The organism is Lentzea kentuckyensis, assembly GCF_002150765.1.
Lineage (GTDB): Bacteria > Actinomycetota > Actinomycetes > Mycobacteriales > Pseudonocardiaceae > Lentzea > Lentzea kentuckyensis.
The window spans coordinates 40,495-59,260 of record NZ_MUYM01000040.1 but is presented as its reverse complement, the minus strand read 5'-3'; the positions used below and the strand labels follow the sequence as shown (position 1 = coordinate 59,260).

Genomic DNA, 18,766 nt, shown 5'->3' with positions numbered 1-18,766 from the left:
TTGCTCATGCGAGCAAAATCGGTGACAGAGCAGGCCAGACGTGCGCAGATCGTGCGGGCGGCGATCGAGACGATCGCGGAACTGGACTACGCGGAGACGTCGTTCAAGGCGATCGCGGCGCGTGCGGGGCTGAGCAGCACCGGGCTGATCTCGTACCACTTCAAGAACAAGCAGGAGCTCGTCGACGTCGTGTTCGCCGACATCCTCGGCCGGTTCCAGGAGTTCGTGGCCGAGCGCATGGGACAGGGCACCGCGAAGGAAGAGCTGCGGGCGTTCCTCGAGGCGAACATCGAGTTCGTCCGGGCGCACCGCGCCGACATGCTCGCGTTCCTGCGGATCAGGACACACGCGGCGGTGACCGACGGGGGCATCGCCGACTCCGATCACGTGGCACTCGCCGAGCTGCTCAGGCAGGGGCAGGAAGAAGGCGGGTTCCGCGTGTTCGACCCGGACGTGATGGCGGTGTTCATCCTCGCGATGCGCAACGGCGTCGTGCTGCGGTCAGGGGCACTCGATCTCGACGTCTGCGAGCGCGAGCTCGTCACGGCCGTCGAGCTGGCAACAGGAGGTTGGTCATGTTGCGCCGGGGGATCTTGTTAATGGCCGCAATGCTGCTGATCAGCGGGTGCGGGAAGGGGGAAGCGATGCCATCGGACGTGGTCACGACCGACACCGGGCAGGTCAGGGGGACGGTGCACGAAGGACACCGGGTGTTCCAAGGCATTCCGTACGCGGCGAAGCCGGTGCGCTGGATGCCGCCGCAGCAGCCGCAGGGGTGGAGCGGCGTGCGGGAGGCCACGAAGCCGGGCAGTCCGTGTCCTCAGGTCGGGTCCAGTTACTCGCAGACCAGGAGCACGGACGAGGACTGTCTGTTCGTCAACGTCACGACGCCGAAGACCACCGGGCGCAAGCCGGTCCTGGTGTGGGTGCACGGCGACGGCGCGATCGGCGCCGGGCACTACTTCGACGCGGAACGTCTTGCGCGGCAAGGGGATGTCGTCGTGGTGACGTTCAACTACCGGATGGGCGTGTTCGGCGGGTTCGGGCTGCCGGGGCTCGCGAACTCCGGCGAGTTCGGGTTGCTCGACCAGCGGGCCGCGCTGGAATGGGTGCAGCGCAACATCTTCTCGTTCGGCGGCGATCCGGGCAACGTCACGCTGTTCGGGGTGTCGTTCGGCGCGACCGCGGTCGGCGCTCACCTCATCGGGCAGCAGCCGCTGTTCCACAAGGCGATCATGCACAGCTCGTTCACGCTCGTGGACGTGCCGAAGGGCGCCTGGTTCCCGGAGTTGGAGGCGTTGCCGTCGCTCGCGTGGCGGGCGGTGCCGGAGATCGAGCAGATCGGCTCGATGATCGCCGCCGAGCTGGGCTGCGCGGACGCCGAGTGCCTGCGGCGGCTGCCGGTCGAGAAGCTGCTGGACTACCCGCAGATCATGAACATCTTCCAGTCGGTCGGCTACGGCGGTTCGGCGCTGCCGAAACTTCCCGGTGAGTCGCTGGAGGCGGGCGAGTTCGCGAACGTGCCGATCCTCGCCGGCGCCACCCGCGACGAGCACAACAGCTTCGTCGGGTTGTTCCGGCCGGATCCGATGAGTGCCGAGCAGTACTCGCAGCTGATCAAGGACGCGTTCCCGGAGCGGGCGGCCGAGATCGAGCGTGAATACCCGGTCAGCGCGCACGCGTCACCGAAGCAGGCGTGGGCGACGGTCCTGACGGACCGGATGTGGGCGAGGGCGACGTTCAAGCAGAACGAGCTCTACGCGAAGAAGGCGCCGGTGTACGCGTTCGAGTTCGCGGACCGCAACGCGGCGACGAACCCCGAGTTCCCGAAGGAGTTGCACGGCGCGAACCACGCGTCCGACATCGACTACCTGTTCCCTGACGCGGACTTCGCGAAGGATCGGGGGCTGTCCGACCACATGATCAAGGCGTGGACGGACTTCGCACGTGCCGGTGACCCCGGCTGGCCGAAGTTCGCTGACGGCCACTACGTGCAGTCGCTCGCGCCGGGAGCCATCGGCCGGACGGACTACGCGGCCACCCACAAGCTCGCGTTCTGGGGGTAGTTACTCTGCATCACGTGCCAGGCCCGAGCGACCAGCGGACCCGTGCGAGGTGGAGCCTCGTGCGGGTCCTCGCCGTGCTCGCCCTGGTCGCCGGGGTCGCGTTGATGCAGGGCACCCCGTGCGAGACCGAGATCGCCTGGATGCCGCAGTGCGCCCCGTCGGCCGCGCACGTGACCACCATCGCACCCGTCGACTCCGATGGGCCGGCGTTGCTCGACGCCATCCTGGTCGCGGGGATGTTCCTCGGGGTCGCACTCGCGGTGCTGATCGCGCTGACCGGGCTTCGGCTGCCCGGTCACGTCAGGTGGCGTCTCGCCTGGAGTTCGACAGCGCTTCGTCCTTCACGTCGGCAGGAAGTACGGCTGGCGCAGCTCTGCGTGCTGCGCACGTAGGCCGAACCGGTTCGTTCGGCCTTTCCCGTCTTTCTTCCTCTCGTGGAGGTAGTTCGTCATGCCCAAGAACGCCAGGCTGCCCTTGATCGTCATCGCGGTCGTCGCGGCGGTGGTCGCCGGTTTCCTCTTCTTCAGCCGCACCAGCACCACCGCCCAGCCGCAGTCGTCCGCCGGCAAGGTCACCGTCGTCGAGTACCTCGACCTCGAGTGCCCGCCTTGCCGCGCCGCCTACCCAGGCGTCGAGAAGCTGCGCGCCGAGTACGGCGACCGCGTCACGTTCACCCTCAAGCACTTCCCCCTCCCCATGCACCCCAACGCCGAACTCGCCGCCACCGCCGTCGAGGCGGCGGGTGTGCAGGGCAAGCGGGACGAGATGATCAAGCTGCTGTTCGAGACCCAGCAGTCGTGGCGCAAGCAGCAGACGCCCCAGCGGTCGGCGTTCGTCGGCTATGCGGGGCAACTCGGGCTCGACGTGGCGCGCTTCGAGGCGTCACTGACCGACCCCGCGGTGCTGGAGCGCGTTGCGCGGGAACACGCGGAAGGCACCAAGGCGGGGGTGCGGGGCACGCCGACGTTCTTCATCAACGGCACCCAGTTCGACTCCAAGCCCACCTACGACGTGTTGAAGGCCGCGATCGACTCGGCGCTCGCGCGATGAGGACGGCGGGGGGCTGACGGTCTGCTCGCCGTCCGGCCCGCCACCCGGTGCTGTCGGTCTCGTGCCTCGGCACCGACCTGCGCGGGGTGGCGGGCCGGACGGTCGCGGGTCGTCCCGCGCGGCGACCGCGCGGGTCGGGCTCAGCGCACCTGCTCGGCTTTGAACTGCATCCGCGGCGTCGCGTAGAACTCCTGGGCCTGCACCAGCCGCAGCTCGCGCTCACCGGAGCGGTGGGTCAGGTCGATCAGGTCGAAGACGCTCGACGCGGTGCGCTCCAACGCCATCGCCGCGTCCTTCGTCTGCACGTAGTGGGCGGTGAACAGCGCGGCCGTGACGTCGCCGGACCCGTTCGCCTTGAACGGCAGGTGCGGGGTGCTCACGAGCCACGACCCGGCGGTGTCCACGACGAGCATCTCGATCGTGCCCTCCTCACGGTCGGGCCGCTCGACGCTCGTGACCAGCACGGTCGACGGGCCCATCGCGCGGGCGAGGTCGGCCGACGCCAGCGTCTCCTCGACGCTCGCGGGCTCGGTGCCGGTGAGGAAGCCCAGCTCGAACTGGTTCGGGGTGATGATGTCGGCCACCGGCACGACCCGGTCGCGCAGCAGCACGGGGATCTCGGGCGCGACGAAGCAGCCGGACTTGGCGTTGCCCATCACCGGGTCGCACGCGTAGAGCGCCGCCGGGTTCGCGGCCTTCACCCTGCGCACCGCGTCGATGATCACATCGGCGATGCCCGTGCCGCCCTGGTAACCGGACAGCACGGCGTCGACCTGCCCGAACACCCCGCGTTCCTCCACCCCGAGCAGGATCTCGGCCACCTCCGACGGCGGCAGGAGCGGACCGCGCCACGCGCCGTACCCGGTGTGGTTGGAGAAGTTCACCGTGGGGATCGGGACGACCTCGACCCCGATGCGCTGCAGCGGGAACACGGCGGCGGAGTTGCCGACGTGGCCGTGGGCGACGACCGACTGGATGGACAGAACCTTCATCCGCCCACCCTAGAACGGGCACCTGACCATCGCCGTTACCGAGCCTGGTTGAGGCTGTCCTGATCACGCACGGTCGCCGCTGCCGGACGCAAGGCGAGGTAGGCGACGACGCCACCGACGGCCACCAGTCCGGCCGAAGTGACAAGGCCGAGGTGGAACCCTTCGATGAACGCGTCGCCCGCCGGGTGGCCCGCGTTGCGCGCCGAGCTCTGACGGGCGACCAGTACCGCGCCGATCGAGATGATGCCGAGCAGCCCGCCGATCTGGCGGACGGTGCTGAAGATCGCGGAGGCCACCCCGACCCTCTCCGCGGGCATGACACCGAGGATCGTGGTGGGCAGTGATGTGGTGAAACCCGCCCCGATCCCCATCACCACCAACACCGCGGTGACCTGGATGAAGCTCGCGTTCCTGCCGAGCAGCAGGCCGCCGGCCATGCCCGCGGCCATCACCGCCATGGCGCAGGCTACGGACCGATGCGCGCCGAACCGGCGTGCCGCCTGGCCGTTCAGCACGGACCCGAGGATCACCAGCAGCGCCATGGGCACGAACGCGAGTCCGGTCCGCGTCGGCGAGAACCCGAGCACGTCCTGCAGGTAGAGCGAGGTGAAGAAGTAGATCCCGTAGATGCCGAACGCCCAGATGAACGCGGCGACCATCCCCCCGCCGAAGACGCGGTCCCGGAACCAGGAGAGGTCGATCATCGGGTCGGTGCCGCGACGCTCGATGACGACGAAGGCGATGCCGCAGAGCACGGCGAGTGCCAGGCAGCCCAGGATGACGGGTGAGTTCCAGCCTGCCTGGTTGCCCTGGATCAGCGCGTAGGTCAGAGCGAGCAGCGCACAGCCCGAACTGGTCAGTCCGGCGACGTCGACCCGTGCGCCGGCCCGATCCGCCGCCGGTGGCCGGATCGCCCAAGCACCCAGAGCGACGCCTGCCACGCCGACCGGGACGTTGATGAAGAAGATCAAGCTCCAGTTCGCGTGCTGGCTGAGAACGCCCCCCAGCAGCGGGCCCAGCGCCAGGCCCAGCGCGCCGACGGCGCCCCAGACGCCCATCGCCAGATACCGCTGCCGCTGCGACGGGTAGAGGACCGAGATGATGGCCAGTGTGGCCGGTGTGGCGGCGGCCGCGCCCAGGCCCTGCACCGCCCGGCTCCCGATCAGGACGGCCGGGTTCCAGGCCAGTCCTGCCGACAGCGACGCGAGCGTGAAGACCACCGTTCCCACCAGTAAGAGCCGTCGGTTGCCGTAGAGGTCCGCGAGCTTGCCGCAGGCCAGCAGGAAACAGCCGAAGACCAGCACGTACGAACTGACCACCCATTCGAGCCCGGACACCGACAGGTGCAGGTCGTGCTGCATGGACGGCAGGGCGACGTTCACGATGTTGTTGTCCAGGTACGTCATGAACGTCGTGCTGATGACGGCGAAGAACGCGCAACGGCGCTGTAGGTCGGTCAGCGGAATCACCCGTCCTCGCCTATCGGTTGAACTCGGGTGGCAGCAGATGGCAGTAGGGCTTGCGCCGAACCTTGAGCTGCCAAAACCGGTCGGCCCGGCGGAGCCGCTGGAGGACTTTCCACGTCGTGGCGTCGCCCGCGTAGTACCGCCGGACCTCCTGGACGCTGATCGGCGGGTCCAGCCGCGCGTTCGCCTCCTCGACGAGGGCCGGCACCAGATCGCCGAGCGATTCCTTGTGCAGGTTGCCCAGGAAGTCGATGACGACGCCGCGAAACGAGTAGTACTTGTCGAGGATCCGCTTGGTCATCGTCACCCGGACCGGTGTGCGCAGGACCCACGGCAGCGAGCCGAGGAACAGCCGCACGTCCAACAACTCCCGGCCATGCTCATCACGCAGGAATGGCGTGGTGACGTCGACGAAGCGCAGCTCGCCGTCGACGTCGATCCAGTTCGACGCCTGTGCGTCGAGCCCCAGCGCGGGGGTGACGACTCGGCCGACGGCATCGAGGTAACGGGTGAAGAAGCCGCGGGCCCATGCCTCGTCCTCGGTGCGCAGGAGCTCCGAGCACAGTCGCCGGGACGGGAGGGCCTCCTGCACGCAGTAGGCCACCACCTCGCCGGACGGTGACGTCAGCGACTTCAGCTCCGATTCGACGACGGACAGGCCTGCCTGCCGGAGCCGTCGCAGGTACTGCCCGAACCGCTGGTGGTACCGGTCGAACCGGGCCTGGTCGTCGAAGGTGGGCAGCCGTTTGCAGGCCAGCACGCCGTGCTCGGTCTCCAGGCGCAGGACGACCGAGCTCTCGCCGTAGCCCATGACGTCGAGCGAGGAGTCGCGGCCCGTGCGGAAGGCCGCCATCACGCGTTCCTCCAGGCCTTCCAGTTCGGCCGGCGAAAGAGTGATCGACATGGTCGCCTCCGCGGCTACTGCTTGATCCACCGCTCGCTGTGCGCCCAGAGCTCCTCGGCCAGCTGGGGAGTGGCACGGGAACTGGCTTCCCGTTCCCGGCACTTGTCGTAGAACAGTCCGCTCGCGGTGGCCACTTCCGGCGACGTCGCGCAGTACACCGTGGTCTCGGCGCCCTGTTCGGTGCTGATCATGAATCTCGTCATGAGCGACCGCACCGGCCAGGGCACCTTCCGCCAGATGTCGGACGCCACCACGCCGGGGTGCACGCAGTAGGTGGTGACTCCGGTCCCGGCCAGCCTGCGCGCCAGCTCCTGGCTGAACAGCACGTTGCAGAGTTTGGAGACGCGGTACTCGGCATAGCCGGTGACCGGGCGGGTCATCCGCCGCAACGCCGTGAAGTCGATGCCCTTGGCGCTGTAGTGCGCATCGCTGGACACGGTGACGACTCGGGACGGTCCACTGGCGATCAGCAGGTCCAGCAGTCCCGTGGTGAGCGCGAAGTGGCCCAGGTGGTTCACGCCGAAGGTCAGCTCGAAGCCGTCCTTGGTGAGACCGCGGTGGCCCGCCATGCCGGCGTTGTTGATCAGCACGTGCAGCGGTTCGCCGCGGGCGACGAAGTCGCGCGCGCACCTGTCGACCGAGGCGAGGTCGGCCAGGTCGAGCTCGAGCAGGTCGACGTCGCTGTTGCCGGTGCCGGCAACGACGTCCGCCACCGCCGCGCGCCCCTTGGCGCCCGAACGGCAGGCCAGGTACAACCGGCCGCCGCGCTGGGCCAGCGCCTTCGCGGTCGCGAGGCCGATCCCGGTGCTGGCCCCGGTGATCAGGAACGTCCGTCCGGAAAGCTCAGCCATGATCCCGCCTTTCCTCTTCGACCAGTGCGTCAGCTGACACCGAGGCTGCTCTTGGCCGCCTTCTCGAACACGCTGAACGGGAGAAGCCGCTTGGCGACGAGCCCGACCCGCTCGCCCGCCTTGCCGACCGACGCCCGTCGCGGCGGGCGTCGCGCCTGCACGACCCTCTGCACGACGGCGGCCACCTGGTCGGCGGTGCAACCGTTGGCTTCGTCGCGTTCCATGACGTCGATGGCCAGTTTGAGCGCGTCGCCGTAGACGTCGTCGGCGGCCGCCTTGGCCGCCATCCGGCGGTTGGCCGTGAAGTCGGTCGCCGCGTTTCCCGGCTCGACGAGCGTCACCGCGATGCCGAAGGGCCGCACCTCGTACGCGAGCGACTCCGCGTAGCCCTCGAGAGCGAACTTGCTGGCGCTGTAGAACGCCTGGAACGGCAGGCCGATCGCGCCGCCGATCGAGCTCATCAGGACGATGCGGCCGCCGCGCTGGGCGCGCAGGTGCGGCAGCGCGGCCTGGACGAGCCGGACGCAGCCCCAGAAGTTCGTCTCGAACTCCGCCCGCGCCTCGTCGATGCCGGTGTGTTCGACCGCCCCGGCCAGGGCGTGACCAGCGGCGGCGACGACCGCGTCCAGGCGGCCGTGCTGCCGCACGACCTCGGCGACACCGCTGGTGACGGCCTCGGTGTCGTCGACGTCCACGACCACACCGGTCCAGCCGGTGCCGCCGGTTCCGCGGCGGCTCGCCCCGACCACCGTCCAGCCCGACGCGGCGAACCGATCCGCGCAGGCGCGGCCGATGCCCGCCGATGCACCAGTGATCAGCACTACTGCGGCGTGTCCCTCCATTGCTCCGCCTTCCGGTCGTTGCGTTGCGGCACAGTGCTTTTCGACTCCGATCGCGGACTCGCCGGTCACCGTCGGTCTCCTGCCGCGCGCGTGGCCTCGACCAGCCGGTCGAGGGCGTACTCGACGTCGTCCTCGCTGTGGTCGGCATTGGCGAAGAAGCGCAGCCGGCACTGGTCCTGGGCGACCGCGGGGTAGCCGATGGGCATTACGTTGACCCCGGCGGCGAGGAGCGCGTTGGACACGCTCATCGTCAGCTCCCACTGGCCCAGGATGATCGGGATCACGGCCGACTCACGGGAAACCCCGATGTCCAACCCCCTGGCCCGCGCGGCGGTTCTGAGGAACTCCGCGAGCTGCCGCACCCTGGAGACCCGTTCGGGCTCGTCGCGGACGACGCGGATGGCCTCCAGCGCCGCGGCGGCGTTGGCCGGTGAGATCCCGGTGCTGAAGATGTGCAGCGGCGTGGTGTACCGGAGATACTCGATCACGGGGTCACGGGCGGCGATGTACCCGCCCAGGCTGCCCAAGGCCTTGCTCAGCGTTCCCATCCAGAGGTCGACATCGGTGCGGTTCACGCCGTGGTGCTCACCGATGCCCGCGCCCGTCGCGCCGAGCACGCCGACGGAATGGGCTTCGTCGACCATGATCATCGCGTCGTGCCGCTTCGCGACCTCGATGAACCGCGGCAGGTCTGGCACGTCCCCGTCCTGGCTGTACACCCCCTCGATCACGACCAACGCCCTGCGGTGGCGGTGTCGCGCCAGACGCAGCCGCTCGTCGAGCGCGGCCCAGTCGTTGTGCGGGAACGGTTGGCGCTGCGCTCCCGACAGCACGCAGCCGCGCACGACGCTGTCGTGGATCCACTGGTCGTGCAGGATCACGTCGGGTGGTCCGAACAGGTGCCCGACGGTGGCGACGTTGGTGGCGTGGCCGCCGGCGAAGACCATCGCGGACTCGGTGCCCAGGAACTCGGCGATCTCCGCGGTGAGCTCCTCGTGCAGCGGTGTCTCACCGCACAGCAGCGGAGTCGCCGACGCGGAGGTCCCGTAGCGGTCGATGGCCGCCTTGGCCGCCTCGCGGACGCGGGGGTGGTTGGACAGCGCGAGGTAGTTGAACGCCGCGAAGTTCACGACCCGTTCCCCGGCGACCGTCGTGCGCCCGGAGTTGTAACCGTCGTGGACGCGGTTGTAGGGGTTGGCACCGGTGAGCTCGACCTGCTGCCGGCGCTGCCGCAGGGCGACGTACTCCGGCCACTGCTCGAACCTCGTTCCTGCCCTAGCTGGGAGAACCTCGGCCTCGGGTGTGGCAGCGGGCGCGTCCTCACCGACGTCCAGCAGCTCCATCAACTGGGCCACGGTGGGATCCCTGGTGAGCACCTGCCGCAACTGATCGGCCTGGCCGTCGGTCCGCGGCACGAGCCGCCGGTGCAACTCGGTCGCCATCAGCGAGTCGAAGCCGAGGTCGGCGCCCAGTCGCGCGTGCGGGGCGATCTGGTCCAAGGCGAATCCCGACACGTGCGAGAGGTGGTCCAGAACCTCTTGCCGGTTCAGCACGCGACCGGCGACCGCCGGGGCAGAGGGAGCACCTGCGGGCACGCGGAGAGCTCCGGAGGCTTCGCTCGTGGTCGTCGTGTCCAACCAGTACGACTGCGGTTCGTAGACGGCGTGCGGAACGCTCACGGCCACGCGGGGCCGGTCCGGATCCAGTGCCGCCCAGTCCACGCTGCCGTCCGAGCAGTGCAGGCGTCCCAGCGAACGCAGCAGGATCTCCCACTCGTGCCCGGAACGCAGTGAGGGCAACCAGAGCACGTCGTCGTCCTCGGAGCTCATGCCCCGGCCGAGCGTGAGCAGAGTCGACCTGGGACCGATCTCGGCGAAGGCGTCGCACCCCAACTGCTGCAGGGTGGTGAACCCGTCCGCGAACATCACCGGGCTGAGCATGTGGTCCACCCAGTAGGTCCCGCCCAGGTCGTCAACCACCTTGCCGGTCATGTCGCTGACGAACGGTGTCGCCGGCATGCCGAACCGCACGGTCCGGACGGCGTCGCGCAGCAGTGGCGCCGCACCGGTCATCGTCGGCGAGTGGAACGCGTGCGAGACCTGGAGGCGGCGGACCGCGACCGAACCGGCCTCGAGCTCGCGCTGAACGCGGGAGACGGCATCGATCGGCCCGGACAGCACCAGGTGATCGGGTGAGTTGACCGCGGCGACGACCACCGAGGGCTCCTCCTCGGCGACCGCACGGATGATCTCCGCGTCGCCCACGCAGGCGATCATGGCGCCGGTCGCGCTCTGCGCGTCCATGTGCCGGGCGCGCAGGGCGACGAGGGTGAGCACGTCGTCGAACCGGACCGCACCCGACACGCAGGCGGCGCTGTAGGCACCGACGCTGTGTCCCAGCACCGCCACCGGTCGCACCCCGAGTGCCGTCCACAGCCGGGCGAGGGCGACCTCCAGCGCGACCAGGGCCGGTTGGCAGTAGCGCGTCCGCGCCAGCAGGTCCGCGTCCTGCTCGGCGAAGAGCAGGTCGGGAAGCGCGCGGTCGAGCAACGGCCGCAGCACGCAATCCGCGTGGTCGATGGTGTTCCGGAACACCGGATGGCCCTCGTAGAGCTCGCGCCCCATCCCCGGGTACTGCGCGCCCTGGCCGCTGAACAGGAACGCGACCTGCCGTTCGCGCGCGGCGTCGACGTCCTGGACCAGCGCGGTCGACGGGGTGTCGCGCGCCAGCGAGGCCAGTGCGGCGTCGAGCTCCGCGGCGGTCCTGCCGACCACCGCCGCGCGATGGCGCAGCAGCGCGCGTCCGGTGTTCGCCGCGCGGCACAGGTCGGCCGTCCTGGTGGCGGGGTTCGCCGCGATGTGCCGCCGGTAGCGCTCGGCCAGCGTGCGCAGCGCGGTGGGTGTGTGTCCGGACAAGGACAACACGTGCGCGGTGCGCTCCGGTGTGTCGGCGGTGACCTCAACGCGCGGGGCCCGCTCGAGGACGACGTGCGCGTTCGAGCCACCGAAACCGAACGAGCTGACCGCCGCGCGGGCGGTACCGCGCGTCGGCAGTGCGATTCGCCGCGTGGACACGGACAGCCCCGAGTCGGTCCAGGCCAGCCGGGTGCTCGGGGTCGTCAGGTGCAGCTGCGGTGGCACCTCACCGTGATGCACGACCAGCGCCGCCTTGATCAGCCCGGCGACCCCCGCGGCCGCCTCCAGGTGACCGATGCTGCTCTTGACCGACCCGATCAGGCACGGTTTGTCCTCGGGGCGGCCCGCGCCGTAGACGGCGGTCAGCGTCTCCCACTCGACCAGGTCACCGAGTTTGGTCGCGGTGCCGTGCGCCTCGACGTAGTCGATCTGCTCGGCGCTGAGCCCGGCCTTGGCGAGCGCACGCTCGATCACCCGTCGTTGCGCGGCTCCGCTCGGCGCGGTGATCCCGTTGGTGCGGCCGCCGTGCCCGACGGCGGACCCGTTGATCGTCGCGTAGACGCGGTCACCGTCGGCCAGCGCGCGCGAGAGCGGCTTCAGGTACACGATCCCCGCGCCTTCTCCGCGGACGTAGCCGTTGGCATCGTCGTCGAACACGCGGCAGCGGCCGTCCGGCGCGAGTATCCGCCCCTTCGCGAAGGCCGTCGTCAGCACCGGTGACAGCATGAGGTTGACACCGCCGGCGAGAGCGAGGCCGCATTCGTGCTCGCGCAGGCTCTGGCAGGCCAGGTGCACCGCGGTGAGCGATGAGGAGCACGCTGTGTCGAGGGCGATGCTCGGACCGCGCAGGTCGAGCAGGAACGACAGCCGGTTGGCCGCGATGGCGTGGGCGTTGCCCGTCGCGGTGTGCAGGTCGGGGTCGTCGTGCCGGCCCGATGGCAGGGTCGCGTAGTCGTTGCTGCTGATGCCGATGAACACGCCGACGTCGCTGCCGGCGAGGGCGGTCGGGGCGGTCCCGGCGTCTTCGACGCACTCCCAGGCGACTTCGAGCAGCAGCCGCTGCTGCGGATCCATCCGCTGGGCCTCGCGGGCGGAGATGCCGAAGAAGCGGGCGTCGAACTCGTCGACGTGATCGAGAAACCCGCCGTACCCCGGGCCGGCGGAGGAAGCGGCGTCCCAGCGCTGACGGGGGACCTCCGTGATGGCGTCACGTCCTTCCACCAACAGCTCCCAGAAGGACTGCACGTCGGGTGCGCCGGGGAACCTGCAGCCGATGCCCACGATCGCAACGGGTTCGTCGTCGCCGCGGTCGCTGCTCGTGGTGGCGGCCGGCCTGGTCGGTGCCGGGCGGCCGAACCGTCGCGCCAGGTCCCGGATGGTCGGGTGGTCGAACAGCACCGCGGGTGTCACCTCCTGGCCGAGCCAGGCGCCGAACTCGTCGGCGAGGGTCACCAGTTGCTGCGAGTTCACGCCGATCGCGGTCAGCGGCGCCGTGGTGTCGATCGCGCCGGTCGGCAGGCCGAGCACGTCCGCGAGCCGTGCGCGCAGCCACTCCTGGATCGCGGCCGGCGCCGGGACATCGCGCTGGTTCTCCCGGCGCTCCAGGGCCAGCAGCGTGTCCACTCGGGGCGCCACCAGCAGTGGTCCGATCGGCAGGGACGAGCCCAGAGCCGCTTCGGTGGTCCGGAGCACGGCGAGGAGCTGGGAGTAGTCGAGGCCGAGCTCGGCGAAGTCGCGGCCCGCGAGCTCCGTCCGTCCGGTGATGTCCGCGAGTACTTCGAGCGCCGTGGCCGCACTCGTCCGGCCGATACCGGCTCGTGGCAGGGAACTCCGCACCACACTCGCTGCCACAACAGGCAACGCGAAGTCGCGGAAGGATTCCGCGCACGCGCGTCGTCGCAGCTTGCCGCTGGTCGTCTTGGGCAGCGCGCCAGGGCGGAGCACCACGACGGCGTGCGGCGAAACCTCGTGCTCGGCCGCGATCCGGGCCCGCACCGCCGCGAGCAGGCCATCGGTGTCGTCCAGCCGGCTGCCTGCCGCCTCGAGGGCGACCACCATCTCCTCGGCGCCGTCCACGTCGATCGAGAACGCGACAACGCTGTTCGTCCTCGACGCGCTGATCGCCCTCTCGACCGTCGCCTCGATGTCCTGCGGGTAGTAGTTGTTGCCCTGCACGACCACGACGTCCTTGGCGCGGCTGACGACGAACAGCTCGCCCTCGGTCTGAAATCCGAGATCACCGGTGCGCAGGTAGGACGTTTCGGGCTCACCGGGGATGGTCGCCCGGTACGTCCGCCGGGTGTCCTCGTCCTTGCCCCAGTAGCCCTGGGCGACGCTCGGCCCCGCCACCCAGATCTCCCCGATGTGGCCTGGAGGAACCCGGTTCCCGGTGACCTCGTCGACGACGGCGACGGTGACGCCGGTGGCGGCGGGACCGCAGCCGACCAACCAGGTGCTGCGGACGGACTGGTCGGTTGCCGGCGCGGGAGCACCTTCAGCCACCGTGGCCGCGTCGAAAGCACGCTGCGTCGGCAGGGCCTCCGGTTCGGTCGCGGTCACCATCAGGGTCGCCTCCGCGAGCCCGTAGCACGGTGCGAAGGCGCGGCGGTCGAAGCCGCACGGCGCGAAGAACTCGGCGAAGCGGTCCAGGGTCTCTGATCGGACCGGCTCGGCGCCGTTGAGGGCGTGTCTCCACCGGGACAGGTCGAGGGCGTCCCGCTGCTCTTCGGTGACCTTGCGCAGGCAGTGTTCGTAGCCGAAGTTGGGGGCGCCCGAGGTGGTGGCGCCGGTCCGCCACAGGGTCTCCAGCCACAGCACCGGTCGCCGGACAAAAGCCATGGGAGACATGAAGTGCAGCGGTATGCCGCCGTAGAGGGCGTTGAGCACGCACCCGATCAGGCCGAGGTCGTGATGGGGCGGCAGCCAGGACACGATCGCAGAGTTCTCGTCGTGGCCGATCCTGCGGTGGATCGCGTCCAGGTTGTGCAGGAGATTGTCGTTGCTGAGCATGACGCCCTTCGGGGCCGAGGTCGACCCCGAGGTGTACTGCAGGAACGCCAGCGAGTCGCGGCTGGTACCCGGATCGTCCCACTGGTCCGCGAGCGACGTGTCCACCGCGTCGGTCATCAGGCACCGCACCGCGTCGAGCCCGATCGCTGCCATCTCGCGTTCGTGGGTCTCGGCGTGCTGGGCGAAGCTGCCCGTGGTCAGCGCGTGTGTCGCCCCGCAGTCCCGCACCATCGCGGCCAGCCGTTGCATCGACTGGCTGAAGCGGTTGGTGTCGACCGGATACGCCGGCACGGCGATGGCACCCGCGTACTGGCAACCGAAAAAAGCCCCGATGTGGTCCAGCCCCGGTTGGTGCAGCAGCAAGACCGGCTTGCCGCGCAACCCTTCTCGCTGAAGGCGAACCGCGACGGCCCGCGCGTACCTGTCGAGTTGGTGGTAGGTCCACGTCTGGCTGGCGTCCGAGTCCTCGACGAAGCGGTAGGCGAGCGCATCGGGCGCTCGTTCGACGTTGGCGCGCAACAACGCTGCGATCGTGGCTGACGCGGATGTGTTGGTACTGCTCATCTTCGATCCCGACCCATGACTGCACCCTCCCCAAGGTGGTGTCGGTGGGCACCCTTCAAGGCAGCAGGACCGCCTGCGGGACCCGTCCACAGCGTCGATGACGCACGAGGACGGCTACTCGCGGTGTCCTGACACCTGAAGCCGTGCGGAATATCCGATCTTCGCTCGAACCCGTTCGTCAGCGATGGCCCCGCAGGGATACCCCAGCGGCCGTGGAAAGATCGGTGTCGTAAACAAGCTGATCGTTCATTGCAACCCCCCGGTGCAGGCGACCCGAGCTGCGCGTGGCAACTGTCAATCGGAGTCGGTAGGAAACCGTAAGTCCTGTTCACCTGTGCGACAAGTCGCGTTCATCTCGTTCACTCGAACAGGCCAGTCGTCCCCAGGAGAACCTCGTCCACGCAGACCGGGGTCGATATGGTCGTTTCGTTCTCTTCATCGTTGCGAATGACCTTTTGGTTGTGTGCCAAAGGGATCGCAATGGATGTGTCATCCGATCACAGCACGTCCGGGTGATCATATGCCTGCTGTACAAGCTGAATGGAGCGATGCCGGCTTAAGTCGACCACAATGGACTGTTGACAGTCCATTGTGGTCTTATGTGGCGGGTCTGCCGAGCACCGTGCCCGAGCAGAAGTGTCGCGGTTATCGTTGACCGGTGATCAGCAACCTCGAGACGTTCCAGGACGAACTGGCGGCCAGCGGGTTTCCGCCGCTGGTCAACAAGCTGGCAGGGGCCGGCTTCCGGGGCCGGATCGCCACCCGCGACCTCGGGCCGCTGCGGCTGGTCTCCCTGGACACGCCCGAGAGCGCCTGCGTCGGGCGGGAGCGTGACGCCTCCGACGGCGAGAACCTGGCGATCAAGGTGATGGCCAGGGGCCGGACGCGGATCGAGCAAGGGCGCGGCGACGCCGAACTCGGGCCGACCGACCTGGTGCTGCTCGATCCCACGCGTGCGCTCCGGTTCGAGAGCACCGCCGCGGCGCATGTCACTATCCTGGTTCCGCGCCGGGAGCTTCGGATCCGGCCCGCGCAGATCGACCGGCTCATCGGCGTACGCATCGATGGCAGCCGCGGCCCGGGCGCTCTCGTCTCCGTGCTGGCCCGGGAGTCGGCGCGGTCGGCGACCGGGTTCCGCGAGGCGGAGGCGTTGCGGTCGGCGGCGGCGGTCGTCGAGCTGATCGCGGTGGCACTGGAGGCCCGGCTCGGCGACGAACAACCGGCCCCGGACGAGTGGCTGCGGGACCGGATCGCCGGCTACATCGAGGCTCGGCTGGCCGATCCCGATCTGTCCCCGCCCGGCATCGCCGCCGCCCATCACATCTCCGTACGCCGGCTGCACAAGCTGTTCGAGGACCAGCCGCTCACCGTCGCGGCGCTGATCCGCCGTCGCCGCCTGGAGCGCTGCCGGGCCGAACTGGCTGGAAGCGGACGTACGGTCACCGCCGTGGCCGCCCGGTGGGGGTTCTCCGATCCCACCCATTTCAGCAAGCTGTTCAAGGCGACGTACGGCTACAACGCCCGCGCACTGGTGACCAACAACCGTGCACAGACGACCAAGACGCACACAGCCGGCCCGGGAAAGGATGGTGGTGACCAAGGCAGGCAATAGCAAAAGGAGAAGTCGTGGCGAAGGTGAACATCGTCCGCCCCGGTGAGGGCGAGATCCTCGGCAGCGGTGCGCAGCAGATCCGCATCCTGGAGAACGGCGAGCACACCGACCACCGGCTGGGGTTCGCCGAGGTCACCATTCCGCCGGGCACGCCGAGCCCGTTGCAGCATCGCCACGCCCAGCACGACGAGGGCTTCTACGTGCTGGCGGGAACTTTCCGGTTCACCGTCGGCGAGGACCACTACGACGCCGGGCCGGGCACCTGGGTCATCGTGCCGACCGGGGCGCCGCACACGTTCGCCAACGTCGGCGACGACAACGCGGTCATGCTGAACACCTTCACGCCGGACCTGTATGTGCAGTACTTCCGCGACTTCAAGGCCATGATCGATTCCGGGCAACCGGTCAACGCAGAGACCATGGAACCGCTCTGGAAGAACTACGCCACCGAGATCTCGAACGAGTACGCCACGTGAAGCGCCTTCGACACGACCGTCATCGGCGGGGTTCCAGCACCAGCACGGGGATCGTTCGCCCGGTCTGGCTCGCGTAGTCCGCGTAGGGCGGGAAGGTCAGCACAGCCTCGTCCCACCACCGCGCCCGCTCGTCGTCGGTGACCTCGCGTGCGGTGCGCCGGGAGATCTCGGCCCGGTCCTGCACCACGACGTCTGGGTTGGCTTTGACGTTGTGGTACCACGACGGATTGGTGTCGGCGCCACCTGCCGAAGCCACGATGGCATAAACGCCGTCTCGTTCGATCCGGATCACCGGCGTTCGCCGCTCTGCTCCCGACTTCGCGCCAGTGGTGTGCAGCAGGATCACGGCTGTCTTCTTCCCGTCGACCTCGACGGCGATGCTGTCCGTCGTTCCGCTCTGGTCGACCAGGTCCAGAAGTTCTTTCATTTCTGTTCTCCATTCCTCAGGTTCCGGTCCAGAAACCGCTCGGCGTTTCCGCGGTAGATCTTGTGTCGGGTCACGGTGTCGAGGTGCTCGCTCGTGCGCACCACGGCGCCGGCCGGGCGTTCGCCCAGTGGGTAGGGGTAGTCGTTCATGGACACGAGATAGGTGGTGAGCTGGACGGCGTCCTGCAGCCGTGCACCGACGGCGCCGAGGACGTCGCGGATGTTCTCGATCACGGCACGGGTCTGTGCACGGATGTCGAGCGTCGTCGTACCCATCTCGTCGACCTCGACGCCGACGAACGTGTCCTGATCGCCACCGAGCGCGTGCACCGCGTCGCGGCCGCACTCGGTGGCGCTGCCTTGATGCTGGCGCTACGGCTCACCGACGGCGAGACGGCGTTTCACTCTCTCGACGCGGGGGTGGACTGGAACGTCGTGTTCCTCCTGCTCGGCATGATGATCATCGTCGGGGTGATCGAGCAGACCGGCCTGTTCGAGTACCTCGCCATCGCCGCGGCCAAGCGCGCCAAGGGAAAGCCCTACGCGGTGCTGGCGATGTTCGTCATCATCACCGGGACCGCGTCGGCCGCCCTGGACAACGTGACGACCGTGCTGCTGATCGCGCCGGTGACGTTCCTGGTGTGCGACCGCCTCGGCCTCAACCCGATCCCGTTCCTGATCGCCGAAGTGCTCGCGTCCAACATCGGCGGCACCGCCACGCTCATCGGTGACCCGCCGAACATCATCATCGCCAGCCGCTCCGGCTTGTCCTTCAACGACTTCCTGCTCCACCTGGCGCCGTTCATCGTGGTGCTGATGATCGTCTTCGTGGTCGTGTGCCGCTGGTTGTTCCGCGATTCGTTCGACTACAACGAGGAACGCGTCGCCGAGGTCATGGCGCTGTCCGAACGGGAGGCCATCCGCAACCGCACCCTGCTCGTGCAGAGCCTGATCGTCCTGGGCCTCGTCCTGGTCGGCTTCGTACTGCACAGCGCGCTGCACATCGAGCCCTCCGTCGTGGCACTGCTCGGCGCCGGGCTGCTGGTGCTGATCTCCAAGGTCACCACGGAGGACGCCATCGCCGATGTCGAGTGGGAGACCCTGGTCTTCTTCATGGGACTGTTCGTCATGGTCGGCGCACTCGTGAAGACCGGCGTCATCGACGAGGTGTCCCACGCACTCGCCAACTCCGTCGGCGGAGAGCCACTCCTCGCCGTCATGGCGCTGCTGGTCATCTCAGCACTGCTGTCGGCCATTGTGGACAACATCCCCTACGTCGCGACGATGGCCCCGATCGTCAGCGAACTCGTTGCCGCACAGGGGCAGTCGCCGCAATCGCAGTCGATGTGGTGGGCGCTCGCCCTAGGAGCGGACCTCGGTGGCAACGCCACCGCGGTCGGCGCGAGCGCGAACGTCGTCGTGCTCGGTCTCGCCGCGCGCAACGGCACCCCGATCAGCTTCTGGAAGTTCACCCGCTACGGCTCGATCGTCGCCGGCCTGTCCCTCCTGCTCGCAGCGCCCTATCTGTGGCTGAGGTACTTCGTGCTTGCCTGAACTGCGGCAACGCGGGCGATTGAAGGGAACTCGGATGAT

General features: G+C 69.0%; 15 protein-coding genes. 7 read left to right on the top strand and 8 right to left on the bottom strand.

Annotated elements, in window-relative coordinates; translation table 11 throughout:
* The first annotated feature begins 6 nt into the window (after window positions 1-6).
* The 4 genes from B0F77_RS20485 to B0F77_RS20470 are packed head-to-tail and all read left to right on the top strand — an operon-like array spanning window position 7 to window position 3,116.
* Entirely contained in the window at window positions 7-600 is a 594-nt protein-coding gene (locus B0F77_RS20485; protein ID WP_086664540.1) for a TetR/AcrR family transcriptional regulator, read from the top strand.
* Between the two features lie 44 nt (window positions 601-644).
* The gene (locus tag B0F77_RS20480) at window positions 645-2,066 is read left to right on the top strand and encodes a carboxylesterase/lipase family protein (protein ID WP_086664582.1); all 1,422 of its coding nucleotides are present in this window, start codon (window positions 645-647) and stop codon (window positions 2,064-2,066) included.
* Between the two features lie 14 nt (window positions 2,067-2,080).
* Window positions 2,081-2,458, top strand: a complete 378-nt coding sequence (locus B0F77_RS20475; RefSeq protein WP_143466834.1) for a hypothetical protein — start codon at window positions 2,081-2,083, stop codon at window positions 2,456-2,458.
* Between the two features lie 58 nt (window positions 2,459-2,516).
* Window positions 2,517-3,116 (top strand): DsbA family protein, encoded by a 600-nt coding sequence (locus tag B0F77_RS20470; RefSeq protein WP_086664538.1) that lies wholly within the window; start codon window positions 2,517-2,519, stop codon window positions 3,114-3,116.
* Window positions 3,117-3,256: 140 nt separating this feature from the next.
* Here B0F77_RS20470 and pdxY read toward each other — a convergent pair whose 3' ends face one another.
* The 6 genes from pdxY to B0F77_RS20440 form a co-directional block, all read right to left on the bottom strand.
* Window positions 3,257-4,108 (bottom strand): pyridoxal kinase PdxY, encoded by an 852-nt coding sequence (gene pdxY / locus B0F77_RS20465; RefSeq protein ID WP_086664537.1) that lies wholly within the window; start codon window positions 4,106-4,108, stop codon window positions 3,257-3,259.
* A gap of 35 nt (window positions 4,109-4,143) precedes the next feature.
* A complete protein-coding gene (locus tag B0F77_RS20460) occupies window positions 4,144-5,577 on the bottom strand; it encodes an MFS transporter (protein ID WP_211293895.1) in 1,434 nt (477 codons plus the stop codon).
* Window positions 5,578-5,587: 10 nt separating this feature from the next.
* On the bottom strand, window positions 5,588-6,478 hold the full coding sequence (locus B0F77_RS20455; protein ID WP_086664536.1) for a DUF6206 family protein: 891 nt from the start codon (window positions 6,476-6,478) through the stop codon (window positions 5,588-5,590).
* Window positions 6,479-6,492: 14 nt separating this feature from the next.
* Window positions 6,493-7,329, bottom strand: coding sequence for an SDR family oxidoreductase (locus tag B0F77_RS20450; protein WP_086664535.1), 837 nt, complete (start codon window positions 7,327-7,329; stop codon window positions 6,493-6,495).
* 29 nt (window positions 7,330-7,358) lie between these two features.
* Window positions 7,359-8,150, bottom strand: coding sequence for an SDR family NAD(P)-dependent oxidoreductase (locus tag B0F77_RS20445; protein ID WP_158102772.1), 792 nt, complete (start codon window positions 8,148-8,150; stop codon window positions 7,359-7,361).
* Between the two features lie 86 nt (window positions 8,151-8,236).
* Complete coding sequence (locus B0F77_RS20440; RefSeq protein ID WP_086664533.1) at window positions 8,237-14,659, bottom strand: type I polyketide synthase; 6,423 nt, start codon at window positions 14,657-14,659, stop codon at window positions 8,237-8,239.
* Window positions 14,660-15,317: 658 nt separating this feature from the next.
* Between B0F77_RS20440 and B0F77_RS20435 the strand changes: the two genes are divergently transcribed.
* The gene (locus B0F77_RS20435) at window positions 15,318-16,271 is read left to right on the top strand and encodes a helix-turn-helix domain-containing protein (RefSeq protein ID WP_086664532.1); all 954 of its coding nucleotides are present in this window, start codon (window positions 15,318-15,320) and stop codon (window positions 16,269-16,271) included.
* 14 nt (window positions 16,272-16,285) lie between these two features.
* Entirely contained in the window at window positions 16,286-16,747 is a 462-nt protein-coding gene (locus B0F77_RS20430; protein WP_086664531.1) for a cupin domain-containing protein, read from the top strand.
* Between the two features lie 19 nt (window positions 16,748-16,766).
* Here the strand turns inward: B0F77_RS20430 and B0F77_RS20425 are convergent, their stop codons facing one another.
* A complete protein-coding gene (locus tag B0F77_RS20425; protein WP_086664530.1) occupies window positions 16,767-17,174 on the bottom strand; it encodes a nitroreductase family deazaflavin-dependent oxidoreductase in 408 nt (135 codons plus the stop codon).
* On the bottom strand, window positions 17,171-17,503 hold the full coding sequence (locus B0F77_RS20420) for a RidA family protein (RefSeq protein WP_245848452.1): 333 nt from the start codon (window positions 17,501-17,503) through the stop codon (window positions 17,171-17,173). Before B0F77_RS20420 ends, B0F77_RS20425 begins: the two co-directional genes overlap by 4 nt.
* Between B0F77_RS20420 and B0F77_RS20415 the strand changes: the two genes are divergently transcribed.
* The gene (locus tag B0F77_RS20415; protein WP_281252530.1) at window positions 17,498-18,727 is read left to right on the top strand and encodes an ArsB/NhaD family transporter; all 1,230 of its coding nucleotides are present in this window, start codon (window positions 17,498-17,500) and stop codon (window positions 18,725-18,727) included. The genes B0F77_RS20420 and B0F77_RS20415 overlap by 6 nt on opposite strands.
* Window positions 18,728-18,766: the final 39 nt, after the last annotated feature.